At 44.7% G+C, this 24,482-nt stretch carries 25 protein-coding genes; 8 read left to right on the top strand and 17 right to left on the bottom strand.

Translation table 11 applies throughout. The annotated features are described in order from the left end of the window. Window positions 1-9: 9 nt before the first annotated feature. The 5 genes from V7R35_RS06875 to prmA all read right to left on the bottom strand — a co-directional run bounded on the left by V7R35_RS06875 (window position 10) and on the right by prmA (window position 5,274). Window positions 10-825 carry a class I SAM-dependent methyltransferase gene (locus tag V7R35_RS06875; RefSeq protein WP_334013990.1) on the bottom strand — a complete coding sequence of 272 codons (816 nt, stop codon included), beginning with the start codon at window positions 823-825 and terminating at the stop codon, window positions 10-12. A 302-nt stretch (window positions 826-1,127) separates the two neighbouring features. Continuing rightward, on the bottom strand, window positions 1,128-2,726 hold the full coding sequence (purH, locus tag V7R35_RS06870) for a bifunctional phosphoribosylaminoimidazolecarboxamide formyltransferase/IMP cyclohydrolase (RefSeq protein WP_334013989.1): 1,599 nt from the start codon (window positions 2,724-2,726) through the stop codon (window positions 1,128-1,130). Window positions 2,727-2,808: 82 nt separating this feature from the next. Beyond that, the gene (fis, locus tag V7R35_RS06865) at window positions 2,809-3,102 is read right to left on the bottom strand and encodes a DNA-binding transcriptional regulator Fis (protein ID WP_012520109.1); all 294 of its coding nucleotides are present in this window, start codon (window positions 3,100-3,102) and stop codon (window positions 2,809-2,811) included. A 30-nt stretch (window positions 3,103-3,132) separates the two neighbouring features. Next, the gene (gene dusB / locus V7R35_RS06860; protein WP_334014163.1) at window positions 3,133-4,131 is read right to left on the bottom strand and encodes a tRNA dihydrouridine synthase DusB; all 999 of its coding nucleotides are present in this window, start codon (window positions 4,129-4,131) and stop codon (window positions 3,133-3,135) included. 264 nt (window positions 4,132-4,395) lie between these two features. Beyond that, window positions 4,396-5,274: a 50S ribosomal protein L11 methyltransferase gene (gene prmA, locus V7R35_RS06855; RefSeq protein WP_334013988.1), complete on the bottom strand. Its 879-nt coding sequence runs from the start codon at window positions 5,272-5,274 to the stop codon at window positions 4,396-4,398. A gap of 253 nt (window positions 5,275-5,527) precedes the next feature. Here prmA and V7R35_RS06850 point away from each other — a divergent pair, with 253 nt between their 5' ends. Continuing rightward, entirely contained in the window at window positions 5,528-6,295 is a 768-nt protein-coding gene (locus V7R35_RS06850; RefSeq protein ID WP_334013987.1) for a substrate-binding periplasmic protein, read from the top strand. 113 nt (window positions 6,296-6,408) lie between these two features. Here the strand turns inward: V7R35_RS06850 and V7R35_RS06845 are convergent, their stop codons facing one another. From V7R35_RS06845 to V7R35_RS06835, 3 genes are all read right to left on the bottom strand, one after another. Then, a complete protein-coding gene (locus tag V7R35_RS06845; protein WP_334013986.1) occupies window positions 6,409-6,702 on the bottom strand; it encodes a high-potential iron-sulfur protein in 294 nt (97 codons plus the stop codon). Window positions 6,703-6,913: 211 nt separating this feature from the next. Next, window positions 6,914-7,543: a flavin reductase family protein gene (locus V7R35_RS06840; protein ID WP_334013985.1), complete on the bottom strand. Its 630-nt coding sequence runs from the start codon at window positions 7,541-7,543 to the stop codon at window positions 6,914-6,916. Then, a complete protein-coding gene (locus V7R35_RS06835; protein WP_334013984.1) occupies window positions 7,536-7,727 on the bottom strand; it encodes a CPXCG motif-containing cysteine-rich protein in 192 nt (63 codons plus the stop codon). The genes V7R35_RS06840 and V7R35_RS06835 overlap by 8 nt, the downstream gene beginning before the upstream one ends. Before the next feature lie 118 nt (window positions 7,728-7,845). Here V7R35_RS06835 and V7R35_RS06830 point away from each other — a divergent pair, with 118 nt between their 5' ends. From V7R35_RS06830 to V7R35_RS06820, 3 genes are all read left to right on the top strand, one after another. Next, window positions 7,846-8,133, top strand: a complete 288-nt coding sequence (locus V7R35_RS06830; RefSeq protein WP_334013983.1) for a hypothetical protein — start codon at window positions 7,846-7,848, stop codon at window positions 8,131-8,133. Window positions 8,134-8,230: 97 nt separating this feature from the next. Continuing rightward, window positions 8,231-10,381, top strand: coding sequence for an exonuclease domain-containing protein (locus V7R35_RS06825; RefSeq protein WP_334013982.1), 2,151 nt, complete (start codon window positions 8,231-8,233; stop codon window positions 10,379-10,381). Between the two features lie 89 nt (window positions 10,382-10,470). Further along, entirely contained in the window at window positions 10,471-10,734 is a 264-nt protein-coding gene (locus V7R35_RS06820; protein ID WP_334013981.1) for a TIGR03643 family protein, read from the top strand. Between the two features lie 41 nt (window positions 10,735-10,775). Here the strand turns inward: V7R35_RS06820 and V7R35_RS06815 are convergent, their stop codons facing one another. From V7R35_RS06815 to aroQ, 5 genes are all read right to left on the bottom strand, one after another. Next, window positions 10,776-11,231, bottom strand: coding sequence for a hypothetical protein (locus V7R35_RS06815; RefSeq protein WP_334013980.1), 456 nt, complete (start codon window positions 11,229-11,231; stop codon window positions 10,776-10,778). A gap of 226 nt (window positions 11,232-11,457) precedes the next feature. Then, window positions 11,458-12,369 carry a hypothetical protein gene (locus V7R35_RS06810; RefSeq protein WP_438823451.1) on the bottom strand — a complete coding sequence of 304 codons (912 nt, stop codon included), beginning with the start codon at window positions 12,367-12,369 and terminating at the stop codon, window positions 11,458-11,460. A gap of 368 nt (window positions 12,370-12,737) precedes the next feature. Further along, on the bottom strand, window positions 12,738-14,081 hold the full coding sequence (gene accC / locus V7R35_RS06805) for an acetyl-CoA carboxylase biotin carboxylase subunit (protein ID WP_334013978.1): 1,344 nt from the start codon (window positions 14,079-14,081) through the stop codon (window positions 12,738-12,740). Window positions 14,082-14,095: 14 nt separating this feature from the next. Next, window positions 14,096-14,554 (bottom strand): acetyl-CoA carboxylase biotin carboxyl carrier protein, encoded by a 459-nt coding sequence (accB, locus tag V7R35_RS06800; RefSeq protein WP_334013977.1) that lies wholly within the window; start codon window positions 14,552-14,554, stop codon window positions 14,096-14,098. Window positions 14,555-14,568: 14 nt separating this feature from the next. Continuing rightward, window positions 14,569-15,009, bottom strand: a complete 441-nt coding sequence (aroQ, locus tag V7R35_RS06795) for a type II 3-dehydroquinate dehydratase (protein WP_334013976.1) — start codon at window positions 15,007-15,009, stop codon at window positions 14,569-14,571. 426 nt (window positions 15,010-15,435) lie between these two features. Here aroQ and V7R35_RS06790 point away from each other — a divergent pair, with 426 nt between their 5' ends. Next, window positions 15,436-16,161: a hypothetical protein gene (locus tag V7R35_RS06790; protein ID WP_334013974.1), complete on the top strand. Its 726-nt coding sequence runs from the start codon at window positions 15,436-15,438 to the stop codon at window positions 16,159-16,161. 16 nt (window positions 16,162-16,177) lie between these two features. On the opposite strand, the gene V7R35_RS06785 is transcribed toward V7R35_RS06790, so the two are convergent. From V7R35_RS06785 to cutA, 3 genes are read right to left on the bottom strand one after another with little or no spacing between them, the layout of a single operon-like run. Then, window positions 16,178-17,203, bottom strand: a complete 1,026-nt coding sequence (locus V7R35_RS06785; RefSeq protein ID WP_438823448.1) for a M23 family metallopeptidase — start codon at window positions 17,201-17,203, stop codon at window positions 16,178-16,180. Continuing rightward, window positions 17,184-19,019, bottom strand: a complete 1,836-nt coding sequence (locus V7R35_RS06780) for a protein-disulfide reductase DsbD (protein WP_334013973.1) — start codon at window positions 19,017-19,019, stop codon at window positions 17,184-17,186. Before V7R35_RS06780 ends, V7R35_RS06785 begins: the two co-directional genes overlap by 20 nt. 13 nt (window positions 19,020-19,032) lie before the next feature. Continuing rightward, a complete protein-coding gene (gene cutA / locus V7R35_RS06775; RefSeq protein WP_334013972.1) occupies window positions 19,033-19,353 on the bottom strand; it encodes a divalent-cation tolerance protein CutA in 321 nt (106 codons plus the stop codon). Window positions 19,354-19,604: 251 nt separating this feature from the next. On the opposite strand from cutA, the gene V7R35_RS06770 reads away from it, so the two are divergent. The 3 genes from V7R35_RS06770 (at window position 19,605) to groL (ending at window position 22,459) form a co-directional block, all read left to right on the top strand. After that, the gene (locus V7R35_RS06770) at window positions 19,605-20,141 is read left to right on the top strand and encodes an FxsA family protein (RefSeq protein WP_334013971.1); all 537 of its coding nucleotides are present in this window, start codon (window positions 19,605-19,607) and stop codon (window positions 20,139-20,141) included. Between the two features lie 346 nt (window positions 20,142-20,487). After that, the gene (locus V7R35_RS06765; RefSeq protein ID WP_012520088.1) at window positions 20,488-20,778 is read left to right on the top strand and encodes a co-chaperone GroES; all 291 of its coding nucleotides are present in this window, start codon (window positions 20,488-20,490) and stop codon (window positions 20,776-20,778) included. Between the two features lie 40 nt (window positions 20,779-20,818). Continuing rightward, complete coding sequence (gene groL, locus V7R35_RS06760) at window positions 20,819-22,459, top strand: chaperonin GroEL (RefSeq protein ID WP_334013970.1); 1,641 nt, start codon at window positions 20,819-20,821, stop codon at window positions 22,457-22,459. Window positions 22,460-22,549: 90 nt separating this feature from the next. Here groL and V7R35_RS06755 read toward each other — a convergent pair whose 3' ends face one another. Further along, entirely contained in the window at window positions 22,550-24,373 is a 1,824-nt protein-coding gene (locus V7R35_RS06755) for a DUF885 domain-containing protein (protein ID WP_334013969.1), read from the bottom strand. Between the last annotated feature and the right edge of the window lie 109 nt (window positions 24,374-24,482).

Below are 24,482 nucleotides of genomic sequence, written 5' to 3'. Positions count from 1 at the left end.
TTTTGTGTGTTATTTGTTAGGTTTTATAAATTTTAGTGTCATGCGATTACTCTCGCCAATCGCCATGTACTTTTCGCGGTCTTGGTCATCTAACGCTAAACGTGGTGGCAGTGTCCATACACCTTTAGGGTGGTCTGCACTGTCCATTGGGTTTGCGTTAACATCGCTGCTGGCTTCTAATACAAAGCCTGCTTTTTCAGCTGCTGCAACTACATAGCTGCGCTTCATATAACCGCTTTTCTGCATTGCATCGTTTTCAGCGCTTTCCGGAAGCTCGTGCTCTACTACACCCAATACACCACCTGGCTTAAGTGCTGTGAAGAACGCGCCAAACGCATTGTCGATGCCTTCATCGCCTTCGCGCATGTACCAGTTGTGTACGTTTCGGAAAGTAAGCACCATATCAGCCGTGCCAGCGTCAATGATATCTAATGCCTTGGTTGGGTGAAAAGCAGTAACGGTAGCGCCTTGGTATTTTTCACCTGCTTCGGTTTTCTTTTTAAAGGCCGCTAGCGCTTTTTTATAGTACTCGTTAGAGTTTTCATCTACATAGAAGTGTGCCGCAACATATTTACCGCTTTCTTTTACTACAGGGTAAAGAATGTCGGTATACCAACCACCACCTGGAGACACTTCAACTACCGTCATATCTGGCTGAAGGCCAAAGAAGCGCAGCGTTTGTTGAGGGTTGCGGTATTCGTCACGGGCTTTTGCTTTAGATGTACGCAGGTCGCTCATGGCGGCGTCTGAAATAGCATCGGCAGTGGCAAAGCCTGATGACATACCAAGTGTAGCGGCTAACACGAATTGGGCTAACTTCTTCATTTTTATTTCCTTTCTGTCGTAGGTGTTGTCAATTGTGATAACAGTATTACTACAATTTACTGTAGGACAGATCAAGCCTACCAGTTAACCATGACAGTCACTCTACACCCCAACAGAATAAATCGTATCTTTATCGCTTTAGGTTTGAGGCGTTTTAAGGACGCTTATGTATATAGCCCTTTGAACAGGGATATTGTAACAAGCGCCTTCGATAAAACACTTTCAATAAAACACCTCTATGGCATTGGCGCCGCAGAGGTGTTTCATTTGCGTGCTTTCGCACGCAAAGCGATAACGTACAATTAGTGACGGAAGTGGCGCATGCCTGTGAACACCATAGCAATACCGTGTTCATCAGCGGCATCAATGACTTCTTGATCGCGCATTGAGCCACCAGGCTGAATTACCGCTTTAATACCGGCTTCAGCCGCAGCGTCGATACCGTCGCGGAATGGGAAGAATGCGTCAGACGCCATTACAGAGCCTGCTACTTCTAAGTTTTCATCAGCTGCTTTAATGCCCGCAATTTTCGCAGAGTAAACGCGGCTCATTTGGCCAGCGCCAACCCCTACCGTCATGCCATCTTTGCAGTAAACAATGGCATTAGACTTCACATATTTTGCTACTTTCCAGCAGAACATAAGGTCACGCAGTTCGTCTTCGCTTGGCTTGCGCTTAGTCACAACTTCTAGGTCTTCCATTTCAACCATGCCGAAGTCGCGCTCTTGCACTAGTAGCCCGCCGTTTACGCGTTTGAAGTCATAGCCTTCAGTAAGTTGACCTGCCCAGTCGCCACAGGCAAGAAGACGCACGTTTTTCTTCGCGCTAACCACTTCTTTCGCTTCATCGCTAACCGTAGGAGCAATAATCACTTCAACGAATTGACGGTCAACAATAGCTTGTGCAGTTTTCGCGTCTAGTTCGCGGTTAAACGCAATAATGCCACCAAATGCTGATGTTGGGTCGGTTTTAAAAGCGCGGTCGTAGGCACTTAGAATGTCGTCGCCAATAGCAACACCACAAGGGTTAGCGTGCTTTACGATAACGCATGCTGGCTGTTCGAACTCTTTAACGCATTCAAGCGCGGCATCGGTGTCGGCAATGTTGTTAAAAGATAGTTCTTTACCCTGAAGCTGTGTTGCTGTGGCAACAGACGCTTCTTGAATGTTGTTTTCAACATAAAACGCTGCTTCTTGGTGGCTATTCTCACCGTAGCGAAGGTCTTGCTTCTTGGTAAGCTGCATGTTGTACGTACGCGGAAATTCACTGTGTACGTGATCTGCATCAGCTTCGCAGCCCGTGCTGTCTAAACGCGCACCAAAGTAGTTTGCAATCATGCCGTCGTATTCAGCAGTGTGTTCAAATGCTTTGATGGCTAAATCAAAGCGTGTGCTGTAAGACAAAGAGCCGTTGTTGTCGTTCATTTCTGCAAGCACGCGAGAGTAGTCAGACGCATTTACCACAATGGTAACGTCTTTATGGTTTTTCGCTGCTGCACGCACCATTGTTGGTCCACCGATATCGATATTTTCAATAGCGTCTTCTAGCGTGCAGTCTTCGTTGGCTACTGTGGCGGCAAATGGATAAAGATTTACCACCACCAAGTCGATTGGTGCGATGTTGTTTTCTTCCATTACTGCTTCATCAACGCCGCGACGAGCAAGAATGCCACCGTGAATTTTCGGGTGAAGTGTTTTTACACGTCCAGCCATAATTTCTGGGTGACCTGTGTGATCAGAGACTTCTTTAACAGGTAAGCCAGCATCAGCCAGTAATTTCGCAGTACCGCCCGTCGACAGAAGCTCTACGCCAGCGTTATGCAGCGCTGTCGCGAAATCGAGGATACCAGTTTTGTCAGAGACACTAAGGAGAGCACGTTTTATAGGTTTTGGAGTTTGCATAAATTTTAAGTTTCTAATGTTGTAGTGTTGAAACAAAAAGAGCACCGTGTGGTGCTCTTTGGAGGGCAAAGCCCTTGGAATCTTAGTTCATGCCGTATTGCTTTAGCTTCTTGCGAAGTGTGCCACGGTTGATGCCCATCATGATGGCCGCGCGGGTTTGGTTGCCGCGTGTGTAAGTCATGACTTCTTCTAGCAGCGGCGCTTCAACTTCTGCCAATACCATTTCGTAAAGGTTATCGATGTTAGCGTTGTCCAGTTGCTTTAGGTACTTGTTAACCGCTTGCTTTACAGAATCACGCAGTGGCTTTTGCGCTTGCGTTTGTGAAGGCGTAGTTACTGTAGTAGTAAAAGGTGAAGTCACGTTTTGATCGAACATAATACTGTGTTGCTCTTAAGTTAGTCATCACTATGCTGCAGGAGAAATCTGTCGGGTTTCTCGTGTTTGCAGCGCTTGAAAATATGCATTAAGTGCTTCGAGTTGCTCATTTGCATCATCGATAGCGTTAAACGTTTTACGAAACTGACGGTCCGTATCATGTTCCGAAAGGTACCAGCCCACGTGCTTACGGGCTATTCTTACACCAGAGATGTCACCGTAAAAATTCTGCACATTTGTTACATGCTCATACAAAATTTCATACTGCTCTGACAACGGAGGTGGTGCTAGGTTCTCGCCCGTTTCAAGATAGTGTTGAATTTGGTTAAAAATCCAAGGTCTACCCTGCGCGCCGCGGCCTATCATCACACCATTTGCTCCGGTGTAATCTAATACCTTTTGTGCTTTTTCAGGAGAAGTAATATCGCCATTTGCAATGACAGGAATTGATATTGCTGCCTTTATCTTGCGAATGGTGTCGTACTCCGCTTCTCCTTTATACATACATGCTCGCGTTCTACCGTGAACAGCAAGCGACTGTATGCCGTTTTGCTCTGCAATGCGGGCAATTTCAATCCCATTGCGGTTTTCTGGGTTCCAGCCGGTACGAATTTTCAGTGTTACAGGAACATCAACCGCATTTACAACGGCTTTGATTATCGCTTCCACTGTGTCTGGGTATTGAAGCAATGCAGAACCTGCAAGCTTCTTATTAACCTTCTTAGCAGGGCAACCCATGTTGATATCGATGATTTGCGCACCATTCTCAACATTGAACTGCGCCGCTTGAGCCATAAGCTCAGGATCGGCCCCAGCAATTTGTACAGAGCGAATACCTTCTTCGCCTTCATGATTCATTCGAGCTTGAGACTTCGCGGTGTTCCACACTTTCGGATTACTTGAAAGCATTTCTGATACCACAAGCCCTGCACCTAAGCGCTTACAAAGTTGGCGAAAAGGCCTGTCTGTTACGCCAGCCATGGGAGCCAACATCAAATTGTTCTCTAACGCATATGGTCCAATTTGTATTGAGTTTTGCATGGTTTGTCGTATAGCTCTTTATCTAAAACTGCACAGAAAATATACACCCGGCTAAAACGGGGCGCTAAGTGTACGCGTTTTCGCAATGCTTGAAAAGGCTAAAAATCACACAAAATTTCACTAAGTGCTCTTGACAGTGAAAAAAAACTGTCACATTAAAGAGCTAAGGCTGTTTTCTTGTGTGAAATTTAATCGAAAGTCTTACAGCCCCCGAATTAAAAGGGCTGTAATGTGAAAAATATTAACAATTTGTTAGTGCTTTTTTCCCGACACCCGTGCCCATTCTCCATCAATGGCACTTGGCTCAAGGTCAATATCTTGTTTATAGGCGCTTTCAATACTGTTTACTTGTTCGGCTAAAATACCCGACAGCACAAGAAGACCGTCTTTTTTACAGTATCCAGTAATAATACTTTGCAGTTCTAAAAGTGGGCCCGATAGAATATTGGCCATCACAACGTCGGCTTCTAGGGATGGTTGGTTTTCTGGTAGGTATACGTCTAAACGGTCTTCTACACCGTTTCGGCGTGCGTTTTCTTCGGTGGCCTGAAGCGCTTGTGGGTCGATATCGATACCAATAACGCGTTTCGCTCCAAGTTTCAGGGCTGCAAGTGCAAGAATGCCCGAGCCACAGCCGAAATCCACAACGGTTTTACCCGTCATATCAATGCCATCAAGCCAGCGAAGACAAAGTGCTGTGGTGGGGTGTGTTCCAGTGCCAAAAGCAAGCCCTGGGTCTAGCATCACGTTTACTGCAGTAGGGTCTGGAACGTCCCGCCAGCTTGGGCATATCCAAAGACGCTCACCGAACTGCATTGGATGAAAGTTATCCATCCATTCGCGTTCCCAGTCTTTGTCTTCTAGTGGCTCTAGCTTGTATTTAAAATCTTTGCCTAATACCTTGGCTTTACCCAAACGCGCAAGAATGCCTTTCATGTCAGCATCGGCTTCAAACAAACCCACTACCTGCGTATCTGGCCATAACAATACTTCGCCGGGCTTTGGCTCGTACATGGGGGTATCTTTTGCGTCAACATAAGTTACTGCTTGTGACCCATTCGCAGTCATCATGTCGCCAATTGCTTCAGCAGTTTCAGACGTTGTGTTAATTCGTAATTGTAGCCAAGCCATAATGTTCTATTACTAAGGTATTTTCTCTATTGTACAACTGGTGGCATTTAAACAAAATGCAGCAATGCAAATTAAACAGTTCAGCTATTGCCTGATACTGACAAATATCTATGCGCAAATTGGCAATCATCTATGAGTGAGTGGCCTTATCGCAAAGGGTTAGCAAACTAGCCTTTTGTATGCTGGTTAATTAAATAAAAAGCATTATAGTCATACTATAAAACGCTGCTTACGAAGAAGGCACATTACACTTATGCGCATAGCCGCTTTATTTACAGTCTTACTGTACTCATTCATCGCTTCATCTGAACAATTAGATGTGGTGGTTGGATGGGACAAACCGCCTTATGTTATGTCAGCCGATCATTCTGGTTTTGAATTAGAGCTGACTCGTGCCATTTTGAAAGAGTTAGGGCACGAACTGTCTCCCATTTATGTCCCTTTCGGGCGCACCGCTCGCTTACTTAAAGACAACGCTGTTGATATTGCTTTAACCCTAAATAAAGCGCACAAGGTGTCGGCTGATATTCTTAGCGACCCCTATGTGGTGTATCAAAATGTTGTTGTTACCCGTGAAGATAGAAATATCGCTGTTAGCGACTTAGCCAGCTTAAGAGGAAAAAGCATCATTGCCTTTCAAACTGCTAAAAATGTGCTTGGTAAGGAATATGGCAATACCCTTGCGTCACAACCGAATTATCTCGAAATGGCAAGGCAAGACAGGCAAGTGAACATGTTAATGTTGGGAAGCGTAGATGCGGTGATTATGGATAGAAACATATTTAGCTACTTTAAAGCGCAAAATGACGCCTATGCTGATGATGCAGTCACTATTCACGAGCTTTTTCCGGTTTCAGCATACTGTGCAGGTATTCCCAACCCAGAGTTGCGCGCGCAGTTTAATGTAACACTGAAGAAATTTTTTGAAGACGGTCGTTATCAAGCTTTACTCGCACGGTTTAGGCTAGAGAATTTGTTCGATAAACTGGTAGAGCAGCAGTCACACATAAATGAAAGCTAGTACTTTTAATACGGGGCCGCAGATATAAAGAAATGTACAGATACAAAAAAGCCCCACTTAAACGAGGCTTTTGAAAAACTTAGACATTTTCGGTTAGCTAGCTAATTTGCGTCCTAGCCTGGCTTTTTCACCCAAGCACTACACCAGCCATTTGCATTAACGAGTTTTCCAGGGAAAATGTTACAAGGGCGGTACTGCTCACCATCTGAACCTTGCACATACATGCAGTTAGAACACTTCGCGCCATCTACCGTTGACTCTGGCTTATAATTAAGCGCCTTTGCGGTTGCATCGTCTGCGCTAAGTTGTTCTTGCGCTTGAGCTCGCAGTGCAACGCCACCCAAAGTAAGGCCAATTAACGTAGAGCCAGACAGCTTCAAAAAGTCGCGGCGGTTTACAGATTTCATATTATTCTCCTTAGAGACAGAAACGATAATGATTCTTTTTTATTCAGCGCCTTAAACGCAAAAACCTGCCCAAAGAGGCAGGTTTTTTGTACATACATAAATACTATCTGTTTTCGCAGAAAGATCGAATAAAAAGTCTGTAAATCATTTGATCTGCATTAAATAAACTTCACCCTCTTGGGTAAATTCGACCCTTCTTGCTAAGGCTAGTTCATTTTTGTTTAAGTTCAACGTTGGGTTTCGCATACGTGTACTGCGCTAGTCGCGATGTACTATGGTAGCTATCTAACCCCGAAATACATGCGCTGCCGGCACCTTCAATATCTGCGTATCCGTCTTCAGCAATTATGTCATTAGGTAAATGTAATTCATGAATTTCGCCAATTACCATTTCAGTGTCGTTTAATAACGTGAAATGCTGAGCAACTTTCAGCCCCATCTTTATGCTGCTTTCTTTAACATAAGGTGCGGGAAAATGTTCACTCATTTGTACGGTAAGCCCTACAGCGTCGAACTCGCTCTCATCTACTTCGTATCTCGCAGAGGTTTGATGTGCTTTATCCACCCAACTAGTGTGCACATGATTTAACGTGTAGAAGCCCTGCTTTTTGATATTTCCCAGCGAGTCTCGCTGCACAGTGTGAGGACGCATAATCATGCCAAGCAAAGGTGGGTTCGCCCCAATGTGAACAACTGAACTAATAACTGCGAGGTTATGTGTAGTACCGTCAGTAGTGCCCAATAACACTGCTGGTTTAAACCCCGATAAGCTATTAATTAAATTGGCGCGGTAACGCTGTGCTAAGTTATCTATATCGCTTCTCGACAGTACCCTAGTCATTTTCTCGCTCCGCCTGTATCGAAATATCATCGCCGTGTTGATACACACTTAATTCTATGGGCTGGCAGCATACCTGACAATCAAGCACTTGTGTTTGGCCAACATCATACATTTCATCAATTTCAACATCATTGGGTGCCATACAATAGGGGCAAGAAAAGCCCATAGCACGCGTTAAACTCATATCTTCACCATAATTGTTCAATTCTATGGGCTTATTACGAACTGACATTTCCCCGTGATCATCTTATGGCAATAAAAGGTATTTACTTGTAAGAGTAACGGTATTAGAAGAGGCGAGTGTGGCCAATAAAGTAGGCACGTGCCCGTGCTGTAGTCGGCATACAAGGCTAACCTTTCATCATCTTATTCCTAAGAAAATGCATCGTCGCACGTATTTCAAAAAACACTACACCAAAGAGCAGCTTCAGGCAGGCGTAAACATTTGTCGGCAGTGCCACAGTGGAATACATCGCTTTTACGATGAAATGACCCTTGCCAAGCAACTGCATTCACTGTGTTTACTTCAAGCCGATGAACAACTTTCTACATTTTTTAATTGGGTTTCAAAACAGCGAGTTAAGGTGTAAATACCACTTTTAAGAAGGCTTGTCTCTTCATGAATGCTTGATTGTGATATATGTATAAATATACACTATTTGCGTTATTCGTTTATAAGAATGTGCTATGCGTAAAGACTTACCGCCGCGTTATTACCTAACGCATTTCTTTGAGTTTTTGAGCTTCTTTGAAGGAGCTAATCAAGTATTGCTTAGTGACAGCGCGCAACAATTTGTATCGCGTTTTAAGGCGTTAAGCGACGACAAGCAATGTATTGTGGTACGAGCCGCTAACAGAAAATATGCCGTAATAGATCGCTCTCAATTCAACTATGCAGAAATAAACAGCCCGCAAGCACAAATAGACGAACTTGTTGAAGAGGGTTGGTTTGGCGATTTGTCTCACGCATCAACCAGCGACATTGCTGGTGTATTAACAAAAGACGCAATAGTTGAGTTACTTGGCGAATATGGCAGTACGCAAGGTTTGAATGCGCTGACCAAGCCAAAACTGGTTGCCTTATTAGATGCTGAGATAAAGCAAAAGGGATGGCCAGCACGATTCGCACTAGATCAGTACTTGGTTTGTTTGTTTGATGATGCATTGCGGTATCTTTTGTTTTTGTATTTTGGCAATACAAAGAGTCGCCTAAATCAATTTTCAATGCGAGACTTAGGCGTTATGCGCACACGTGCAGACTCGGTGTCAGACACAGCGCGCTTCGATCACAACAATGATGCACAAGCAGCATGGTATTACGCGAAGCATCACACTCAGCTCCCCTATTATGACGATGACAAAATACTGTCTTTGTCACGCGATGACTTCCCTGCCACTGACGGTGTGTCGGCCTGTTTTTTTAAAGATCAGTTTCTCTATGCGCTAAGCCTTAAGCTGATGGACATAGATAGGGTAAATGGGCTTCGGATCATGTCGCTTGCCGAGAGCGACAAAGCCAAAGAAAAATGGTTAAGAGAAAGCTATAAAGATGGTCAGGTGGAAGAGGTCAAAGCCGCACTTGAGCAAATTATTGACAACCCTCAGTCTGATACGCTTCTTGCTTTTGCCGAAGACTTTTATGCGCGTAAATACCACAAGAAACGTACCAGCACGGTTACTGATATGCTGCGCAATGCAAGCCGCACACTTGCTATTGATGTGAGCCAAAATCAGCAGGTGGAAAGAGGTGTACTTGCCCATTATGCCCGTGAAGGCATTACTGGCTGGCGTACTGAAAATAGACTGTGGCGTAGCTTGTTTGGGCTAACATTTTGGAAGCTGCTTTACGAAGAAGATACACTGGTAACCGAGTTCGACAGAAGGCCGCTTTCGCTAAAGCAAAATAACTTTTATGCCAAGTTTGAGAGCAGCATTGAAGCACTGTTAACGCAACTCGATAGCAAAGAGAAGTTACGCTTTCACGTACACAAAATGGCTACGATGCACTATGGCAAAGTGAACAGCTTATTTATGTGGTCTAGCCATTTACTTACGCCTATTGAAGCGTTAATTGAGCATGCATCGCTTGACGCCATATACGCGCTGTTACGCATGATGTGTCGCGATTTTGAATCGTTGCGCGATGGCTTTCCAGACATAATGGTGTTTGATGGCACGCTGCGGTTTGAAGAAATTAAAGCTCCGGGCGATCAACTAAGACGAAACCAGTTGGTGTCTATACAGCGTCTGCAGCAAGCCGGTTTTGACGTGGCGGTAACGACGGTGGAATGGGTACGCGACCCTGCTCAGCCCTACGTTGTGGTAGATATTGAAACCACAGGGGGCAACAACAGCTACAACCGCATAACGGAAATTGGCATGGTTAAATTAATAGCGGGCGAAGAAGTGGCACGCTATCAAACGTTAATAAACCCACAACGTCGAATTCCTTCCAACATAACTAGGCTCACTGGTATTTCAGACGAAATGGTGGCCGATGCACCTGTTTTCGAACAAGTTGCCGACGATATAGCCACGTTTACAGAAGATGCGGTTTTTGTAGCCCACAACGTTAATTTTGATTACGGCTTTATTAAGCAAGAATTTGCACGACTAGAGCAGGTGTATAGAAGACCGAAAATGTGCACGGTGCGCGAAATGCGCCGCACTTATCCAGGGCTGCCGTCCTATTCTCTTGCTAACCTTACTAGACACTTTGAGATCACGATGGAACGTCACCACCGAGCGTTAAGCGATGCAAAAGCGGCGGCAGAGCTATTGAAACTTGCCTTTGAAAAAGACGATGAAGCTGTAGTCAGCAAGATAAATAGCGCCTGAGAACTACCTCAACGTTCATCACCTAAAAGTGAACGAAAACGCGCGTTGTGCGTAATATTGGGTGTTTTGTGTGGTATTGAGTTTTAATAATGAGTTTAACTGAAGAACAAGAATCTCGCGTGATTGAAATGGCGTGGGAAGACAGAACCCCTTTCGAGGCAATTGAACGCCTATACGGTTTACCTGAGAAAGACGTTATTAAGCTTATGCGTAAAAACCTTAAGCAAAAAACGTTTAAAAACTGGCGCGCTCGGGTAACTGGAAGAAAGACCAAACATGCTAGTTTGCGCCCAGAGGGCGTGGACCGAGGATATTGTCCGTCTCAGTACAAGCCGAAGGGCGCCAACAAGTAAGTTTTCTCAAAATAGTAAGCTTTTCCTAAAAAGTTATTTTCTTACTCTTCGGGTTCGCCGCTGTCGGTGGGTGTGACGGTTGTTATTGGCAACAAAAACGCCATAAGCTGCTGACGTAGCGGACTTGGAAAAATGATAGTGTTGGACGACTGCGCAATTGATCTAGCGTGATGTACCTGTCGCCAAAGATTATTGTAAGTATCGCTTTCTTTCTGCAGATTCTCTACCCGTTGCATTAGGTCTTCAATAAACTCTGATGGCGACAATTCGGGACGCTTCTTTATCTCTAGTGCCAGCGACTTCACCACGTATGCTTCCCACTCTTTTCTGTAGCTGTTTGTTAGCCGTTCTGGATAAAGTGTTAGGTCTGCAATGTCTTGTGCTAAATCAACAATGTCTAGCGGATCGTCGAATAATACGCGAAAAGCAAGCAGCACATCGTCTGAAAGTCGGGATATGGGGAGTTTTTCTTTTAACTGAGCGTATCGGCTGATCACAATTGCACCTCTCACTTCACATTGCATTTGTACGTGTCGAAACGAACTTCGACTTCAACTCATACGAAAGTATAAAAAACGAGGTGTTTTTAAGAAAGCCGATGAGATTAAAAATACGTAATAAGAATCTTATGAACTCTGCAAAGGTGTGAAGCGTATTTCACTATGCACTGTTAAAGTGTGTACGCGTTCTTGCTGTTTGGCCCATCTTTTGATGGGCCTTTTTTTATTGTGTTAAAGAAAGCTTGATGCCTGCTAGTAAGCGACTAACGCTATCTACAACATCGGTACGAACAAACCATTCTAAATCATGAGTTTCTGAGACAACTCCGCTAAACTCAATAGAGCCGCCATGTCCGGTACCGAGAAAGTCTTCAATTAATTCAGCACGAGCGCCAAAATCATCATCTATGTACGAATAGTACGCAAAATATTCTATCGGGTAAGGCGAAGTGCTAGTAAAAAGAGTAAATTCACCACTTGCACCAACAACCAATTTTTCGGCAGGGCTGTCTACGCGCTGAACCAGTTCGATAAAAGCAGTATCTTGATCGTTTAATCGATAACGATATTCTCCTCTTATAAAGCTGCCGCTAACCATCCGCTCAATACTGGCTTCATAGCTATGACGCTGATTCATGCGCGCTGAATATTCAATTTCTACGTATTCGTCTTCGTTACCGAAGGTAAAAGCTTGGTCGGCCTGTGCATTGCCTAATTGTCCAATCACCACTTCTAACGCACTGTTATTTTTCAGCGTTCTTACATGCCTAACACCTGTTATCCAACCGTCTTTTGATAAACCCGTAGAAGAAACTCGGCCCTTGAAAGTAGGAATAACCCCTATTTCTGTTTTTCCGTAGTCTCCCTCGTGACGCATAAACAAACGACGCGCATAAATGTAGTCGGTGCTTTCGCTGCCAAAAGTGTTATGACTAGATGAAAAGTCGTCACCTGTTACGACGAAACTGTTGATTGACCATGCATCAGACACATTTAGCGAAGGGTAATAGCGCAGGCGATATTGTTCGCGGCTGGGTCTATTTGACCGGTTATCGTAACGAATTTGTATGTCGAGTTTCTGTGAAAACACAGCTGTGTTTGCACTTACAGGGAAGATAAAACAGGCTGTAAGCAAAGCGTTGAAAAGTAAAAAAACGGCGGTACCGCGCACGCACAATCCTTAGTACATTAATTTTTGTTTAGTGTATACGCATCTTGAAGTAATACGGGTTTAAAGTAAAAAAAAGCCGGCAAGGCTGCCGGCATAAGTGGAGGTGGACTCCAATGAGGGTTGAATCGGTTCAACAGAGCGATTCGGGAACACACATAACTCAATAGCTTGGGACAGGGAGATGTCTCAAAACATGTGATAAGTATAGAGCGTCAGGTTGAATGAAAAAATTGCTAAAAATTGATTGTTGTAATCGGAAAAGTAGAATGTATAGCAAATTTTTTGAGGAAAATTGAGCCGCACATAATGTGACGTGCGGCCCAAAGGGGGGATTAGGCTAAACCTAATTTCTTCTCGAGGTAGTGAATGTTGGTGCCACCTGCAAAGAAGTTTTCATCGGCCATAATAGCGCGCTGAAGTGGAATGTTGGTTTTAATACCCTCAACTACGATCTCTTCGAGGGCATGACGCATTCGTGCTATAGCTTCGTCGCGACTTTCACCAAAGGTAATAAGCTTACCAATCATTGAGTCGTAGTATGGCGGTACATGGTAGCCTGCATAAATGTGCGACTCCCAACGAATACCTAAACCACCAGGCGCATGGAACATATCAATAGGACCAGGACTTGGAATAAAGGTATTTGGATCTTCCGCGTTAATACGGCATTCAATAGCGTGACCGCGAATTTGAATTTGCGATTGGTCTATTGATAAAGGCTGACCTGCGGCAATACGAAGTTGCTCTTTAATCAAATCAACGCCCGTGATCATTTCAGATACTGGGTGTTCAACCTGAATACGCGTATTCATTTCGATGAAATAGAACTCGCCATTTTCGTATAGGAACTCGAAAGTGCCTGCACCGCGATAGCCAATTTCAATACAAGCACGACGACAACGATCACCAATTTTAGTGCGCATTTGCTCTGAAATACCCGGTGCCGGTGCTTCTTCTACCACTTTCTGGTGACGACGCTGCATAGAGCAGTCACGCTCACCAAGGTGAATAGCGTTACCTTGACCGTCGGCAAGTACCTGAATTTCAACGTGACGTGGATTTTCTAGGAATTTCTCCATATACACAGTTGGATTACCAAAAGCCGCACCAGCCTCAGCCTGTGTAGTTTCAATGGCTTTAATTAGTTCAGCTTCGCTTCGAACCACACGCATACCACGACCACCGCCGCCGCCAGCCGCCTTAACAATAATAGGGTAGCCAATACGTTTGGCGATAGCTTTGTTGCGTTCTACATCGTCGGTAAGTGGGCCGTCAGACCCAGGTACACAAGGTACACCTGCTTTTTTCATGGCGTTAATAGCAGAAACTTTGTCACCCATTAGGTTTATAGTTTCGGCTTTAGGGCCAATGAAAATAAAGCCACTTTTCTCTACTGCTTCAGCAAAGTCGGCGTTTTCTGCAAGAAAACCGTAACCGGGGTGAATTGCGATAGAGTTTGTGACTTCCGCCGCAGCAATAATGCGAGGAATGTTCAGGTAGCTCTCTGTTGCAGACGCTTTACCAATACAAATTGATTCGTCGGCAAGCAACACGTGCTTTAAGTTTTTGTCCGCAGTGGAATGCACAGCTACGGTTTTGATGCCTAATTCTTTACAGGCTCTCAAAATTCGTAGGGCTATTTCACCACGGTTAGCAATTAGTACTTTATCTAGCATCAGGCAGTACTCGCTTATTCAATGATGAACATTGGCTGGTCGAATTCAACAGGGTCTTGGTTTTCTACCAAGATTGCCTTAACCACGCCGTCTTTATCTGCTTCAATTTGGTTCATCATCTTCATGGCTTCGATAATACAAAGCGTGTCGCCTACTTTAACCTGCTGACCTACTTCAGCAAATGCTTTTGCTGTTGGAGAAGATGCACGATAGAAAGTACCCACCATTGGTGATTTAACAACGTGGCCTTCTGGTTGCGCAGGCTCTGCAGCCGCTGCTGGTGCAGGTGCTGGCGCCGCTGCAGGTGCCGCCTGAGGTGCCGCTGGTGCTGCAAAACTGTAATTTACTGGCGCTTGAACACCCGTTGGTCCACGGTGGATGCGTACAGACTCTTCGCCCTCAGTGATCTCAAGCTCAGCAATGCCTGATTCTTCCACTAGTTCGATAAGTTTTTTAATCTTTCTAATATCCATGTTCTGTCTCTGCGTTATTTTTTCGATTTCGGTAAGTTGATTGCTGCAGTTAGTGCTAGCGAATAGCCAATTGCGCCTAGGCCCACGATAACGCCGGCTGCAACATCAGAAAAATAGGAATGATGACGAAACGGCTCACGGGCGTGAACGTTCGACAAATGCACTTCAATAAACGGGATATTGACACTAAGCAGTGCGTCGCGAAGCGCCACACTGGTGTGCGTGAAAGCAGCAGGGTTGATAATGATGGCGTCAACCTTACCCATGGCAGCGTGCACGCGGTCAATTAATGCGTGTTCAGCATTTGATTGAAAATGTTCAAGCGTAACGCTGCTAGACGACGCCTGTGCCTGCAAGTCATCAACGATGTCTTGAAGCGTTTGCGTACCATATTTTTCAGGTTCACGTTGACCTAACATATTTAGGTTAGGGCCATTCAATAACAAAATATTCATGTAGTTTGCTGCTATCTTCGGGAAAATGTCATGGTATTTGCCATTTCAACAAAGTTTTATGACAGTTGCACGAAAAAAAGCCAATTTTTTTGCTCGTTTATTGTGTTAAATACCGATTATAGAGATAGCAAAAGATTTCGCAGCAAAATACTGGTCTAATCAGGTGTTTTCGGTGCAAAGTTTTTTGCTTTTTACTATTTGTTTACATCCAGTGATGCGAGGTTCTGCGCAGTGTCTAGCAGTATGAATAAACATGAATCAATGAAGAGACGGTAAAGAGACCCTGAGGATAGGGACACTAAACATAAGTAAGGATAAGTATACAAATGCGTTTGCGGCGTTGCGCTACCGCAAAAGAGGTATAAGCACATCAAGTGCTTTGTTCATGTATCATTGCGCTGTTTATCAATCATTAAGGGCTCTGCCGTGCGTTCGTTATCGTTGAAATTGTTATTCATGCTATTCCTCTTTGTATTAGCACCTTTTTCTTTGGCGGATAGCCATAAAGAACATGCCATACATTCACGCATTGGATATCACGGTATGGCGGTGTTTACTGATGGCAGCGCTATTTTCGCCAGTCATTTACCGTTGTATCGTCAGCCCCATGACTTTCAAATTGTTTACAGGTTGGCGTTTTACAACAAAGGCGCTGAACAACAGATTCAGCAATACCTTATCGAGAACAAGCGAAGCGATGGACAAGCAGTAATGACACTCCTGCCAGAACAGTTCGACTTAAATGAACTTGCCACGTCACAAACGCCAACGTTGAAAACCCGTTTCTTCACCGATCATTTTGAGCGTGGTGGGCAGCCCATGCTGTTTAACGGTAAAAAAGAAGTGAATGTGAAATATGCTACGCCAGTGTTGGTCGAGCAGTTAATCATTGCCGATGGCGAAGCGTCAGAACACACTGGCAAAGAAGCAAGTTGGTTTAGCGTTTCACTTCCTTCTAAACTACAAACCGCTGGGCTTTTTGTGCACAAAATAGATACCAAACCTTCTTTCGATGCCATTGTGTTAGCCAAAGGGTGTGAAGAGGCTGGGGCATACGAAGGTAATGTGTTGTCGGTTGATGCTCTTCGCGACGCTTTCGCGCATTGCGACAGTGTTGAAATTCCTTACGCTGACGCACAAGACTTCCAATAGGTCAGGTCATCACACGCTAGTTAATGGCGATGTCTTTGAATGAAAATGGCACGCTAATGTAGCGCCCATGATACTTCGCCACATAGATGCCAAAGTGCAAATGTGGCAGCGAAGAGAAGCCGGTGTTGCCCGAATAGCCAAGAAGTTGCCCCTGCTGCACGTACTGCCCACGCTCAACCGCTACACCTTTGTGGCGTAAATGGTAGTATTCGCCGGTAGTGCCATCGCTATGTAGTACCACCACATAATTAGCGTGGCTGGCATAGTCTGGTGTTGGACCGCCCTTATTACCATCGGCTTTTGTGTCTATTACTGTGCCTGCTCTTGCGGCGAGCACTGGCGTGCCTACGGGTGCTGCAAAGTCGATGGCATAGCGAGAAGCCCCACTGTGGCTAAATGCGCCATTAAACCCCTGCACAATACTGTATTCACTTGCTGGCTGTAGAGGCGACATGTAGGCAAAATTACTGTCGTGTTGTGCGTTAATAGTGCCAACAGTCCACCTAACACGCATGGTCTTCCAAAATGCGTCTGCATCATCAATGTAACCGAGTGATACTGTGCTGTTCGAGGATAAAAACGTACTGATATGGCTCTTGCGCTCCCCTTTTTTGCCATTGCCCGCTTGTTTCAAATAAAGCTGTTTGGAATAGAGTGTAACCGCTACAGGAAGGTTTGTTTTTCCTATAAGCGCTAACTGCCAAACATCAGCATTGTTAACTGATGGCGTTAATTCAAAACAAAAGCGATTGTTGTCAAAACAACCTTCTTGGCTTTCTTCGGTATTTAAAGGGTTATTTTGATTGTTACCTTGGTTTAAGCACTGCTTTTCTACTTCGTCCGAATTGTCTGAAAGCGGCTGGTCATTCTGTTTGGGGGCTCGTTTATCTAACGTTGCATCCGAAGCTGAAACTGCTATCAGTTGGAACAATAAATATACCAGTAAAGCTGCTAGTAAACCTGCCAATAAAGCAAACAATGCCCCACGAGGCGCAAAAAAGCCTCGTGAAGCTGCAATAGGTTTACGGTGCAGTGTGCCCATTTACCGATGCGTTAACGTGATCTGCGAAGGCTTCTGCATTCATAAAGCCAGTCACTCGCGCTTTTTGAAGTTCTTCGCCCTGCTGATTGAAAAACAGTATGGTAGGCAAGCCTAGTACATTAAAGGTATCGAAAATTTCCTGTCGCTCGGGCGTGTTATCGGTTAAATCCATCTGCATCCACACCGTATTGCTAAGTGCACTAACTACTTTTGCATTGGGGAACGTATACTTTTCAAATTCCTTACACGCAACGCACCAGTCTGCGTAAAGATCTACCATCACGGTTTTACCGTCGCGGTTTGCTTCACTAATTTTCTGGCGAAGGTCGTTTAAGTCTCTGGCTATCACAAATTCAGGGTGACTTTGCTTCTCGCCCCATAAACCTGCATTAATACCGGCTTGGTGCGTTAAGCCAATACTGCCCATAACGCCCATGGCCACAATAATGGCGCGTACTAATTTCATTTTGGTGTTTGGCGACGCGCGATTAATGGCCCAGTAGTAACCAAATAAACCAGCGCTTAAACCGGCCCAAAGAAAGTCGGTGTATACACTGTTCCAAAGTCGTTCAATAAACACGATAGCTACGGCAAGCATCATAAAGCCAAAGGTGACTTTCACTACGTTCATCCAGTTGCCAGCTTTGGGAAGTAGTTTTCCGCCAGTCATACCAAATAAAATAAGCGGTAGGCCCATCCCTATACTTAATAGATATAGCGAAATAAAACCAAGGGTCATGTCACCCGTTTGAGCAATAAATAACAAAATGCCGGTAAGCGGTGCGGTAGTGCAAGGAGACGCAATAAGCCCAGACAATACGCCCATGACAAACACGCCAACAAAACTGCCGGGAGTTTGGTTGTTACTCATATGAGTGAGCTTTTCTTGGTATTTAGCGGGCAGCTGGATTTCAAAACCACCAAATAATGCAACGGCTAACGTCACAAACAATACAATGAATACTGCAAGTACAATGGGGTGTTGTAGTGCAGCTTGAAACTGTGCCCCCGCTACTGCTACTACTAGCCCTAGCAATGAGTAGGTAATGGCCATGCCTTGAACATAAACAAAGGTAAGCCAGAACGCATGCGACGTGGTTTTAGGTTTACCTTGCCCAATTACAATGCCCGACACAATGGGATACATAGGGAAAACGCACGGCGTAAAGGCTAGCCCAACGCCTAGTGCGAAAAACAGCGCTAGCGTAAGCGGTAAGTTATCTTTATTAATTAACTGCTCGGCTAAGTTGAATTGTTGGCTTGCAACACGTTCTTCAGCAGCATCATTTAGCGTTTCTTGATTCTGGCTCTGTTGCCCGTTAACCAGTGCTTCTAAATACACTACTTTGACAGTAGGGGGGTAACACAACCCTGCATCTGCACAGCCTTGATAGCGAATTTTCACAACGCCATCTTTAGACGCGCTTTTTATCGGAACGGTAATAGATACATTGTTGTAGAACACTTCCGACTTACCATAAAACTCGTCTTCTATAGTAACCCCTTCAGGGTAAGAGGGCGTGCCAATTTCAGCCTGCTTCGCTACGTATTTAAACTGTTTGAGGTACAAATAGTAACCGTCGGCAATAGTAAAGCTAATGGTAAGTTCATCGCCTTTTTGTGCGTAGTCCAGCATAAAAGCTTGATCTACTGGTAAAAACTGCGGTTCATCGGCAAATGGGTCGTTAAACGCGTCGTTAAGCTGTGCCTGTGATGAAAAGCTTAATGTCAGTAACGCAAATGGCAGTAAAAACATACACCATAAACGTGAAAGGCGGGGTTTCGGAATAATGTGGGTAAGTAAAGCGTTGATCATTTTTGTAGTCTTTTTATTTGGTGCTTTGTAAATACTGTTGTAGCCATGTGCCGTAGCTGTGGCTGGCTTCGGCATTAAGCTCGAGCCATTCTGGTACGTCATACGGGTGTAACTCGCTCACTTTATCGTATGCTTCAAGCACATATTGTGAAATGGTTTTTATAACAAGCTGGCATTCAGTGTCGGTATGTATACTGCCTTCCCATGCGTATACCGACTGCACACCTTTAATGATATTCACACAAGCTGCCAGCTTGCTTTCAACTAGCTGCTTGGCAATATCGTGTGCTACTTCTTCGCTTGGTGCAGTGCAAAGCACAACTTTTATGGTCATAGTAAACCTTTTTTACCTGTTTTTGGCGCCATCAGCGCGGAATGAAAGCAGCGGCTGACGCGTTGACTTACATAGGCTACGCTGTTGCTAACAAGACCTAGATAACATGACTATTCTTTCACAGCGGCAGTATATCACGGTTGCTGTCGGTCGCTTGTGTGCGCCAATTAACCGAAATAGGTGGCACCTTTTCTTGTTATTACGCTCAAAGCCCTTATAACAGGTTATGAATATTTAAGAGAGGAAGCATTTTGCGGTTTTTATTTATTTTGTTTGCCGTACTACCCATTTTGGAAATTGCGCTGCTGGTTAATGTAGGAAACATTATCGGCGGGTGGAATACCATTGGCTTGGTCATTTTAACGGCGTTTATTGGTGCGTACTTTGTAAAACGCGAAGGTATTAGCACCTTACAAACCGCGCAGGCCAAAATGCAGCGAAATGAAGTGCCAGGCAAGGAACTTGTTGAAGGCTTAATGTTAGTCGTGGCGGGTGTGTTACTGGTAACGCCAGGCTTTATTACCGACATCATCGGTTTTATGTTTGCACTGCCGGGCTCAAGGCACTTACTTGCTGCACAAGCTAGCAAACATATGAAAATGCGTGTGGTGGCACCGGGTATGGGTGCGGGGTTTGGCTCAGGAGCAGGGTTTAATCAAACCAACCAGCATAATCCATTCGGGCAAAATCCGTTTAATGCATCGCAGTCAAAAAACGACAATGGCGAAGTGTTTGAGGGCGAGTTTACTGACAACACGACAAACAACCCTGATAAGCGACTTAAATAGCGCGCGTTTTCTTTGCCTTTCATCTTCTGAAAGCTTGAGTGTCGAACACAAGTTCACCGCCAAAAAGGCAGTTTTAGAGCTGCCTTTTCATGCGCTTCACTTCAGGCAATTTTCTTTGTTGAACCCACAATAAGTTGCTAAACAAAATCGTTTTAGCGGTAAAAACCAAATTTTTTACATTTTTTTGCTAAAAAACCCTTGAAGTTGTCTGGGTACTACCCCATCTCTCCGTGCAGAAACGATTTTAACTGCTCAGCAATGAGCAACCCAGGCACACAACATTCGGGCTGTCTGAATGTTGGTAATCACATAAACTTGAATAGTGGAATTTTCAGGAGACTTGAAAATGGCAATTCGTCCTTTACACGACCGCGTAATCCTTAAGCGCGCAGAGCAAGAAAGCAAATCTGCAGGCGGTATCGTTCTGACTGGTTCTGCAGCAGAAAAATCTACACGCGGTGAAGTGATCGCAGTAGGTAACGGTCGCATTCTTGAGAACGGTGAAGTAAAAGCGCTAGACGTTAAAGTTGGCGACACCGTTATTTTCAACGACGGTTACGGCGTTAAAACAGAAAAGCTGGATGGTGAAGAAGTACTTATCCTAAGCGAAAGCGACATTCTAGCGATTGTTGAGTAATTACAACTAACGTTAAAACGAATTTTAGAGGAATTGAATCATGGCAGCTAAAGAAGTACGTTTTGGTGATGACGCTCGCAGTAAAATGCTAAAAGGCGTAAACATACTAGCCAACGCAGTTAAAGTAACACTTGGTCCAAAAGGACGTAACGTTGTTCTAGATAAGTCATTCGGCGCTCCAACTATCACTAAAGATGGTGTGTCTGTAGCGAAAGAAATCGAGCTTGAAGACAAGTTCGAGAACATGGGCGCACAGATGGTAAAAGAAGTTGCGTCTAAAGCGAACGACGAAGCAGGTGACGGTACAACTACTGCAACTGTTCTAGCGCAAGCTATCGTAACTGAAGGTCTTAAGAGTGTTGCAGCGGGTATGAACCCAATGGACCTTAAGCGTGGTATCGACAAAGCGGTTATTGCAGCAGTTGAAGAGCTTAAAGCCCTTTCTACTGACTGTGCAGACAGCAAGTCTATCGCTCAAGTAGGTACTATTTCTGCAAACTCTGATTCAGAAGTTGGCGATATCATTGCACAAGCAATGGAAAAAGTAGGTAAAGAAGGTGTTATCACTGTTGAAGAAGGTCAGGCACTTCAAAACGAACTAGACGTTGTTGAAGGTATGCAGTTCGACCGTGGTTACCTATCTCCATACTTCATCAACAACCAAGAAAATGGCACTGTTGAACTAGACAACCCGTTCATCCTATTGGTTGACAAGAAGATTTCTAACATCCGCGAACTACTTCCTACCCTTGAAGGCGTAGCGAAAGCTGGTAAGCCGCTAATGATCATCGCTGAAGATGTTGAAGGCGAAGCGCTTGCTACACTAGTAGTAAACAACATGCGCGGTATTGTTAAAGTTGCAGCGGTTAAAGCACCAGGTTTTGGTGACCGTCGTAAAGCAATGCTTCAAGACATCGCTATCCTAACTGGCGGTACAGTAATCTCTGAAGAGATTGGTCTAGACCTTGAAAAAGTTCAGCTTGAAGACCTAGGTACTGCTAAGCGCGTAGTTATCAACAAAGACAACACTACTGTTGTTGACGGTAACGGCGACCAAGAAGCGATTGAAGGCCGTTGTGCACAAATCAAAGGTCAAATTGAAGAGTCTTCATCTGACTACGACAAAGAAAAGCTTCAAGAGCGTCTTGCTAAACTTTCAGGCGGTGTTGCAGTAATTAAAGTTGGTGCAGCAACTGAAGTTGAAATGAAAGAGAAGAAAGACCGCGTAGAAGATGCACTACACGCAACGCGCGCAGCGGTTGAAGAAGGTGTAGTACCTGGTGGTGGTGTGGCTCTAGTTCGCGCAGCAGCTAAACTTGCTGACCTAACTGGTGATAACGAAGACCAAACAGTAGGTATCAAGCTTGCACTACGTGCGATGGAAGCGCCTCTACGTCAAATCGCGTCTAACGCAGGTGCTGAAGCGTCTGTTGTTATCAACGCAGTTAAAGGCGGCGAAGGTAACTACGGCTACAACGCAGGTAACGACACTTACGGCGACATGCTAGAAATGGGTATCCTTGACCCAACTAAAGTAACGCGCTCTGCACTACAGTTCGCATCTTCAATTGCTTCACTAATGATCACAACTGAGGCAATGGTAGCTGAGCTACCTAAAGATGAAGCTGCGCCTGCAATGCCTGATATGGGCGGCATGGGCGGAATGGGCGGCATGATGTAATCATCTCCCAAGCTTAACGCTTAAAAGAAAGGCGCTGCTCATAGAGCAGCGCCTTTTTTGATTGTGTGACAAATCTAGAGCGTTACAGGGCTATGTGCCCTGTTTTTCTGCAATATACTCGTCCACCAATTCTTCAAGTATGGCAAGCGGTACTGCGCCGTTTTTAAGTACAACGTCGTGGAAATCACGTAGGTCGAATTTATCGCCTAATGCCTGTTTGGCTTTCTCGCGAATTTCCAAAATCTTAATCATACCCACTTTATAAGACGTAGCTTGTCCCGGCATTACAATGTAACGCTCAATTTCTGCCGTTACGTCGCTAAGTGCCATACCTGTATTGTCCACCATATATTCAATGGCTTCTTCGCGGGTCCAGCGCTTATCATGAATGCCTGTATCTACCACTAGGCGTACTGCTCTGAATAGCTCGGCTTGTAATCGGCCAAGGTTATCAAGCGGCTTGTCTTGAAAGCCCATTTCCCACGCAAGGTACTCTGAATACAGTGCCCAGCCCTCGGTGTAAGCAGTGAAAGGCGACATTTTACGAATAAACGGCATGCCTTCTAACTCCATTGCTACTGCAATTTGGAAGTGGTGACCTGGAATACCTTCATGGTAGGCCAGTGTACGCATACTGTATTTGGGCGTGGCTTTAATATCGTAAAGGTTTGCGAAGAAACGGCCTGGGCGAGAGCCGTCAATGGCTGGCTGCTGATAGTAAGCACCTGGCGCAGTCTTTTCTTTGAACTCGGGAATACGTACTACTTCCATGCCAGCTTCAGGTCGAATTCTAAATGCTTCGCTAATGCCAGCGTCAATTTCATCCAGAATAATTTGGTAGTCTTTCAGAATTTGCTCGCGTCCGGCATCGCTGTCTTCATAATAGTGTGAAGGGTCTGCCGTTAGTGCATCCATGGCTGCCGAGAAGCCCTGCGTTATGTCGTAGCCCTCGCCTGCAAGTATGGCCAACATTTCACCCTGAATTCTTGCGACTTCTTTTAAGCCAAGGTTGTGAATTTCGTCGGCTGTCATGTCAGTAGTCGTGAAAAAGCGAAGTGCATTAGCATACACTTTATCGCCATCAGGCAAGTGCCAGTAACCGTGGTCATTGCCAGCTTTAGCTTGAAGCGCGGTAAAATAGTCGATAAATAGCTGATAAGCGCGATCAACATCGTCATTAATTACTTCTTGCGCTTGCGCTAAATAGGCATCTTGCTGCTCGGCGGTAAGTGTTTCCACCTTTGCCATTTTGTCTTTAAGCGAGCTATACAAAATGTTGTCTTCAAGCGGCGACGAAACAAACCCGTTCATTTCATCAAGTACGCGGTCAATCACAAAGCGCGGAGGAATAATGCCTTTTTCTTCACGTAGCTTTAAGCCTTCTAGTACTTGAGCAAACTTTTCGTCCACTGCGCGCAAACGGCTTAAGTAATTTTCTACGTCTGTAGCGTCCTTAATTTGGTGTTGAGCTTCCATAAAGCTAGGAAAGCCGTTTTGTACACCAAATAGCTGGTTTACTGGATAGCTATGGTATTGAAATGGCTCGTTGCTAATAAGGTAATCAAGCAAGTACAGCGTAATTTCTTTTGATAGTTGCTCATCTTTGCTCAAGTCTTCGTCGCTGTAGGCATTTACCGCATCGCGGATACGACGGGCTTTGGTAAACATTTCTTTGCCTTTTTCAAGACTAGCGTCGTCTAGCTCAGCGTTGTGGCCTTTAATGCCCATCGATTCAAGAAACCCTAGTGAAGTGAGTGTTTCAGGGCTCTCAAAGGCAACCTTCACCATTTCTCGGTTTAGTAGGTTGTTAAAGTAAAAAGGTTTATCTGCATACCATTCGTGAGCGGCAAACGAACCGCCAGCAAGTACCACCACCAGCAAGCCGGTGCCTATCCATTTAAAAAATCGTTTCATTTTTTTTGTTATCCAAGGTTTTTTAAAAGCGCTTATATTATTGAAACTTAGCTCCAACCTTTACGTTAACGGAAAATGTATTAATTAGTAAGCTTGTTTTGTAAACGAT

Source organism: Alteromonas sp. S167 (genome assembly GCF_036864375.1).
Lineage (GTDB): Bacteria > Pseudomonadota > Gammaproteobacteria > Enterobacterales > Alteromonadaceae > Alteromonas.
Note: the sequence above shows the minus strand (reverse complement) of the source record. Positions and strands in the feature narration are given on the sequence as shown.

Bases quoted from the DNA above. Each gene is read 5' to 3' on its own strand.
- V7R35_RS06875 (WP_334013990.1), bottom strand. From the start codon at position 825: ATGAAGAAGTTAGCCCAATTCGTGTTAGCCGCTACACTTGGTATGTCA.
- purH (WP_334013989.1), bottom strand. From the start codon at position 2,726: ATGCAAACTCCAAAACCTATAAAACGTGCTCTCCTTAGTGTCTCTGAC.
- fis (WP_012520109.1), bottom strand. From the start codon at position 3,102: ATGTTCGATCAAAACGTGACTTCACCTTTTACTACTACAGTAACTACG.
- prmA (WP_334013988.1), bottom strand. From the start codon at position 5,274: ATGGCTTGGCTACAATTACGAATTAACACAACGTCTGAAACTGCTGAA.
- V7R35_RS06850 (WP_334013987.1), top strand. From the start codon at position 5,528: ATGCGCATAGCCGCTTTATTTACAGTCTTACTGTACTCATTCATCGCT.
- V7R35_RS06845 (WP_334013986.1), bottom strand. From the start codon at position 6,702: ATGAAATCTGTAAACCGCCGCGACTTTTTGAAGCTGTCTGGCTCTACG.
- V7R35_RS06840 (WP_334013985.1), bottom strand. From the start codon at position 7,543: ATGACTAGGGTACTGTCGAGAAGCGATATAGATAACTTAGCACAGCGT.
- V7R35_RS06835 (WP_334013984.1), bottom strand. From the start codon at position 7,727: ATGAGTTTAACGCGTGCTATGGGCTTTTCTTGCCCCTATTGTATGGCA.
- V7R35_RS06825 (WP_334013982.1), top strand. From the start codon at position 8,231: ATGCGTAAAGACTTACCGCCGCGTTATTACCTAACGCATTTCTTTGAG.
- V7R35_RS06820 (WP_334013981.1), top strand. From the start codon at position 10,471: ATGAGTTTAACTGAAGAACAAGAATCTCGCGTGATTGAAATGGCGTGG.
- accC (WP_334013978.1), bottom strand. From the start codon at position 14,081: ATGCTAGATAAAGTACTAATTGCTAACCGTGGTGAAATAGCCCTACGA.
- accB (WP_334013977.1), bottom strand. From the start codon at position 14,554: ATGGATATTAGAAAGATTAAAAAACTTATCGAACTAGTGGAAGAATCA.
- aroQ (WP_334013976.1), bottom strand. From the start codon at position 15,009: ATGAATATTTTGTTATTGAATGGCCCTAACCTAAATATGTTAGGTCAA.
- V7R35_RS06785 (WP_438823448.1), bottom strand. From the start codon at position 17,203: ATGGGCACACTGCACCGTAAACCTATTGCAGCTTCACGAGGCTTTTTT.
- V7R35_RS06780 (WP_334013973.1), bottom strand. From the start codon at position 19,019: ATGATCAACGCTTTACTTACCCACATTATTCCGAAACCCCGCCTTTCA.
- cutA (WP_334013972.1), bottom strand. From the start codon at position 19,353: ATGACCATAAAAGTTGTGCTTTGCACTGCACCAAGCGAAGAAGTAGCA.
- V7R35_RS06765 (WP_012520088.1), top strand. From the start codon at position 20,488: ATGGCAATTCGTCCTTTACACGACCGCGTAATCCTTAAGCGCGCAGAG.
- groL (WP_334013970.1), top strand. From the start codon at position 20,819: ATGGCAGCTAAAGAAGTACGTTTTGGTGATGACGCTCGCAGTAAAATG.
- V7R35_RS06755 (WP_334013969.1), bottom strand. From the start codon at position 24,373: ATGAAACGATTTTTTAAATGGATAGGCACCGGCTTGCTGGTGGTGGTA.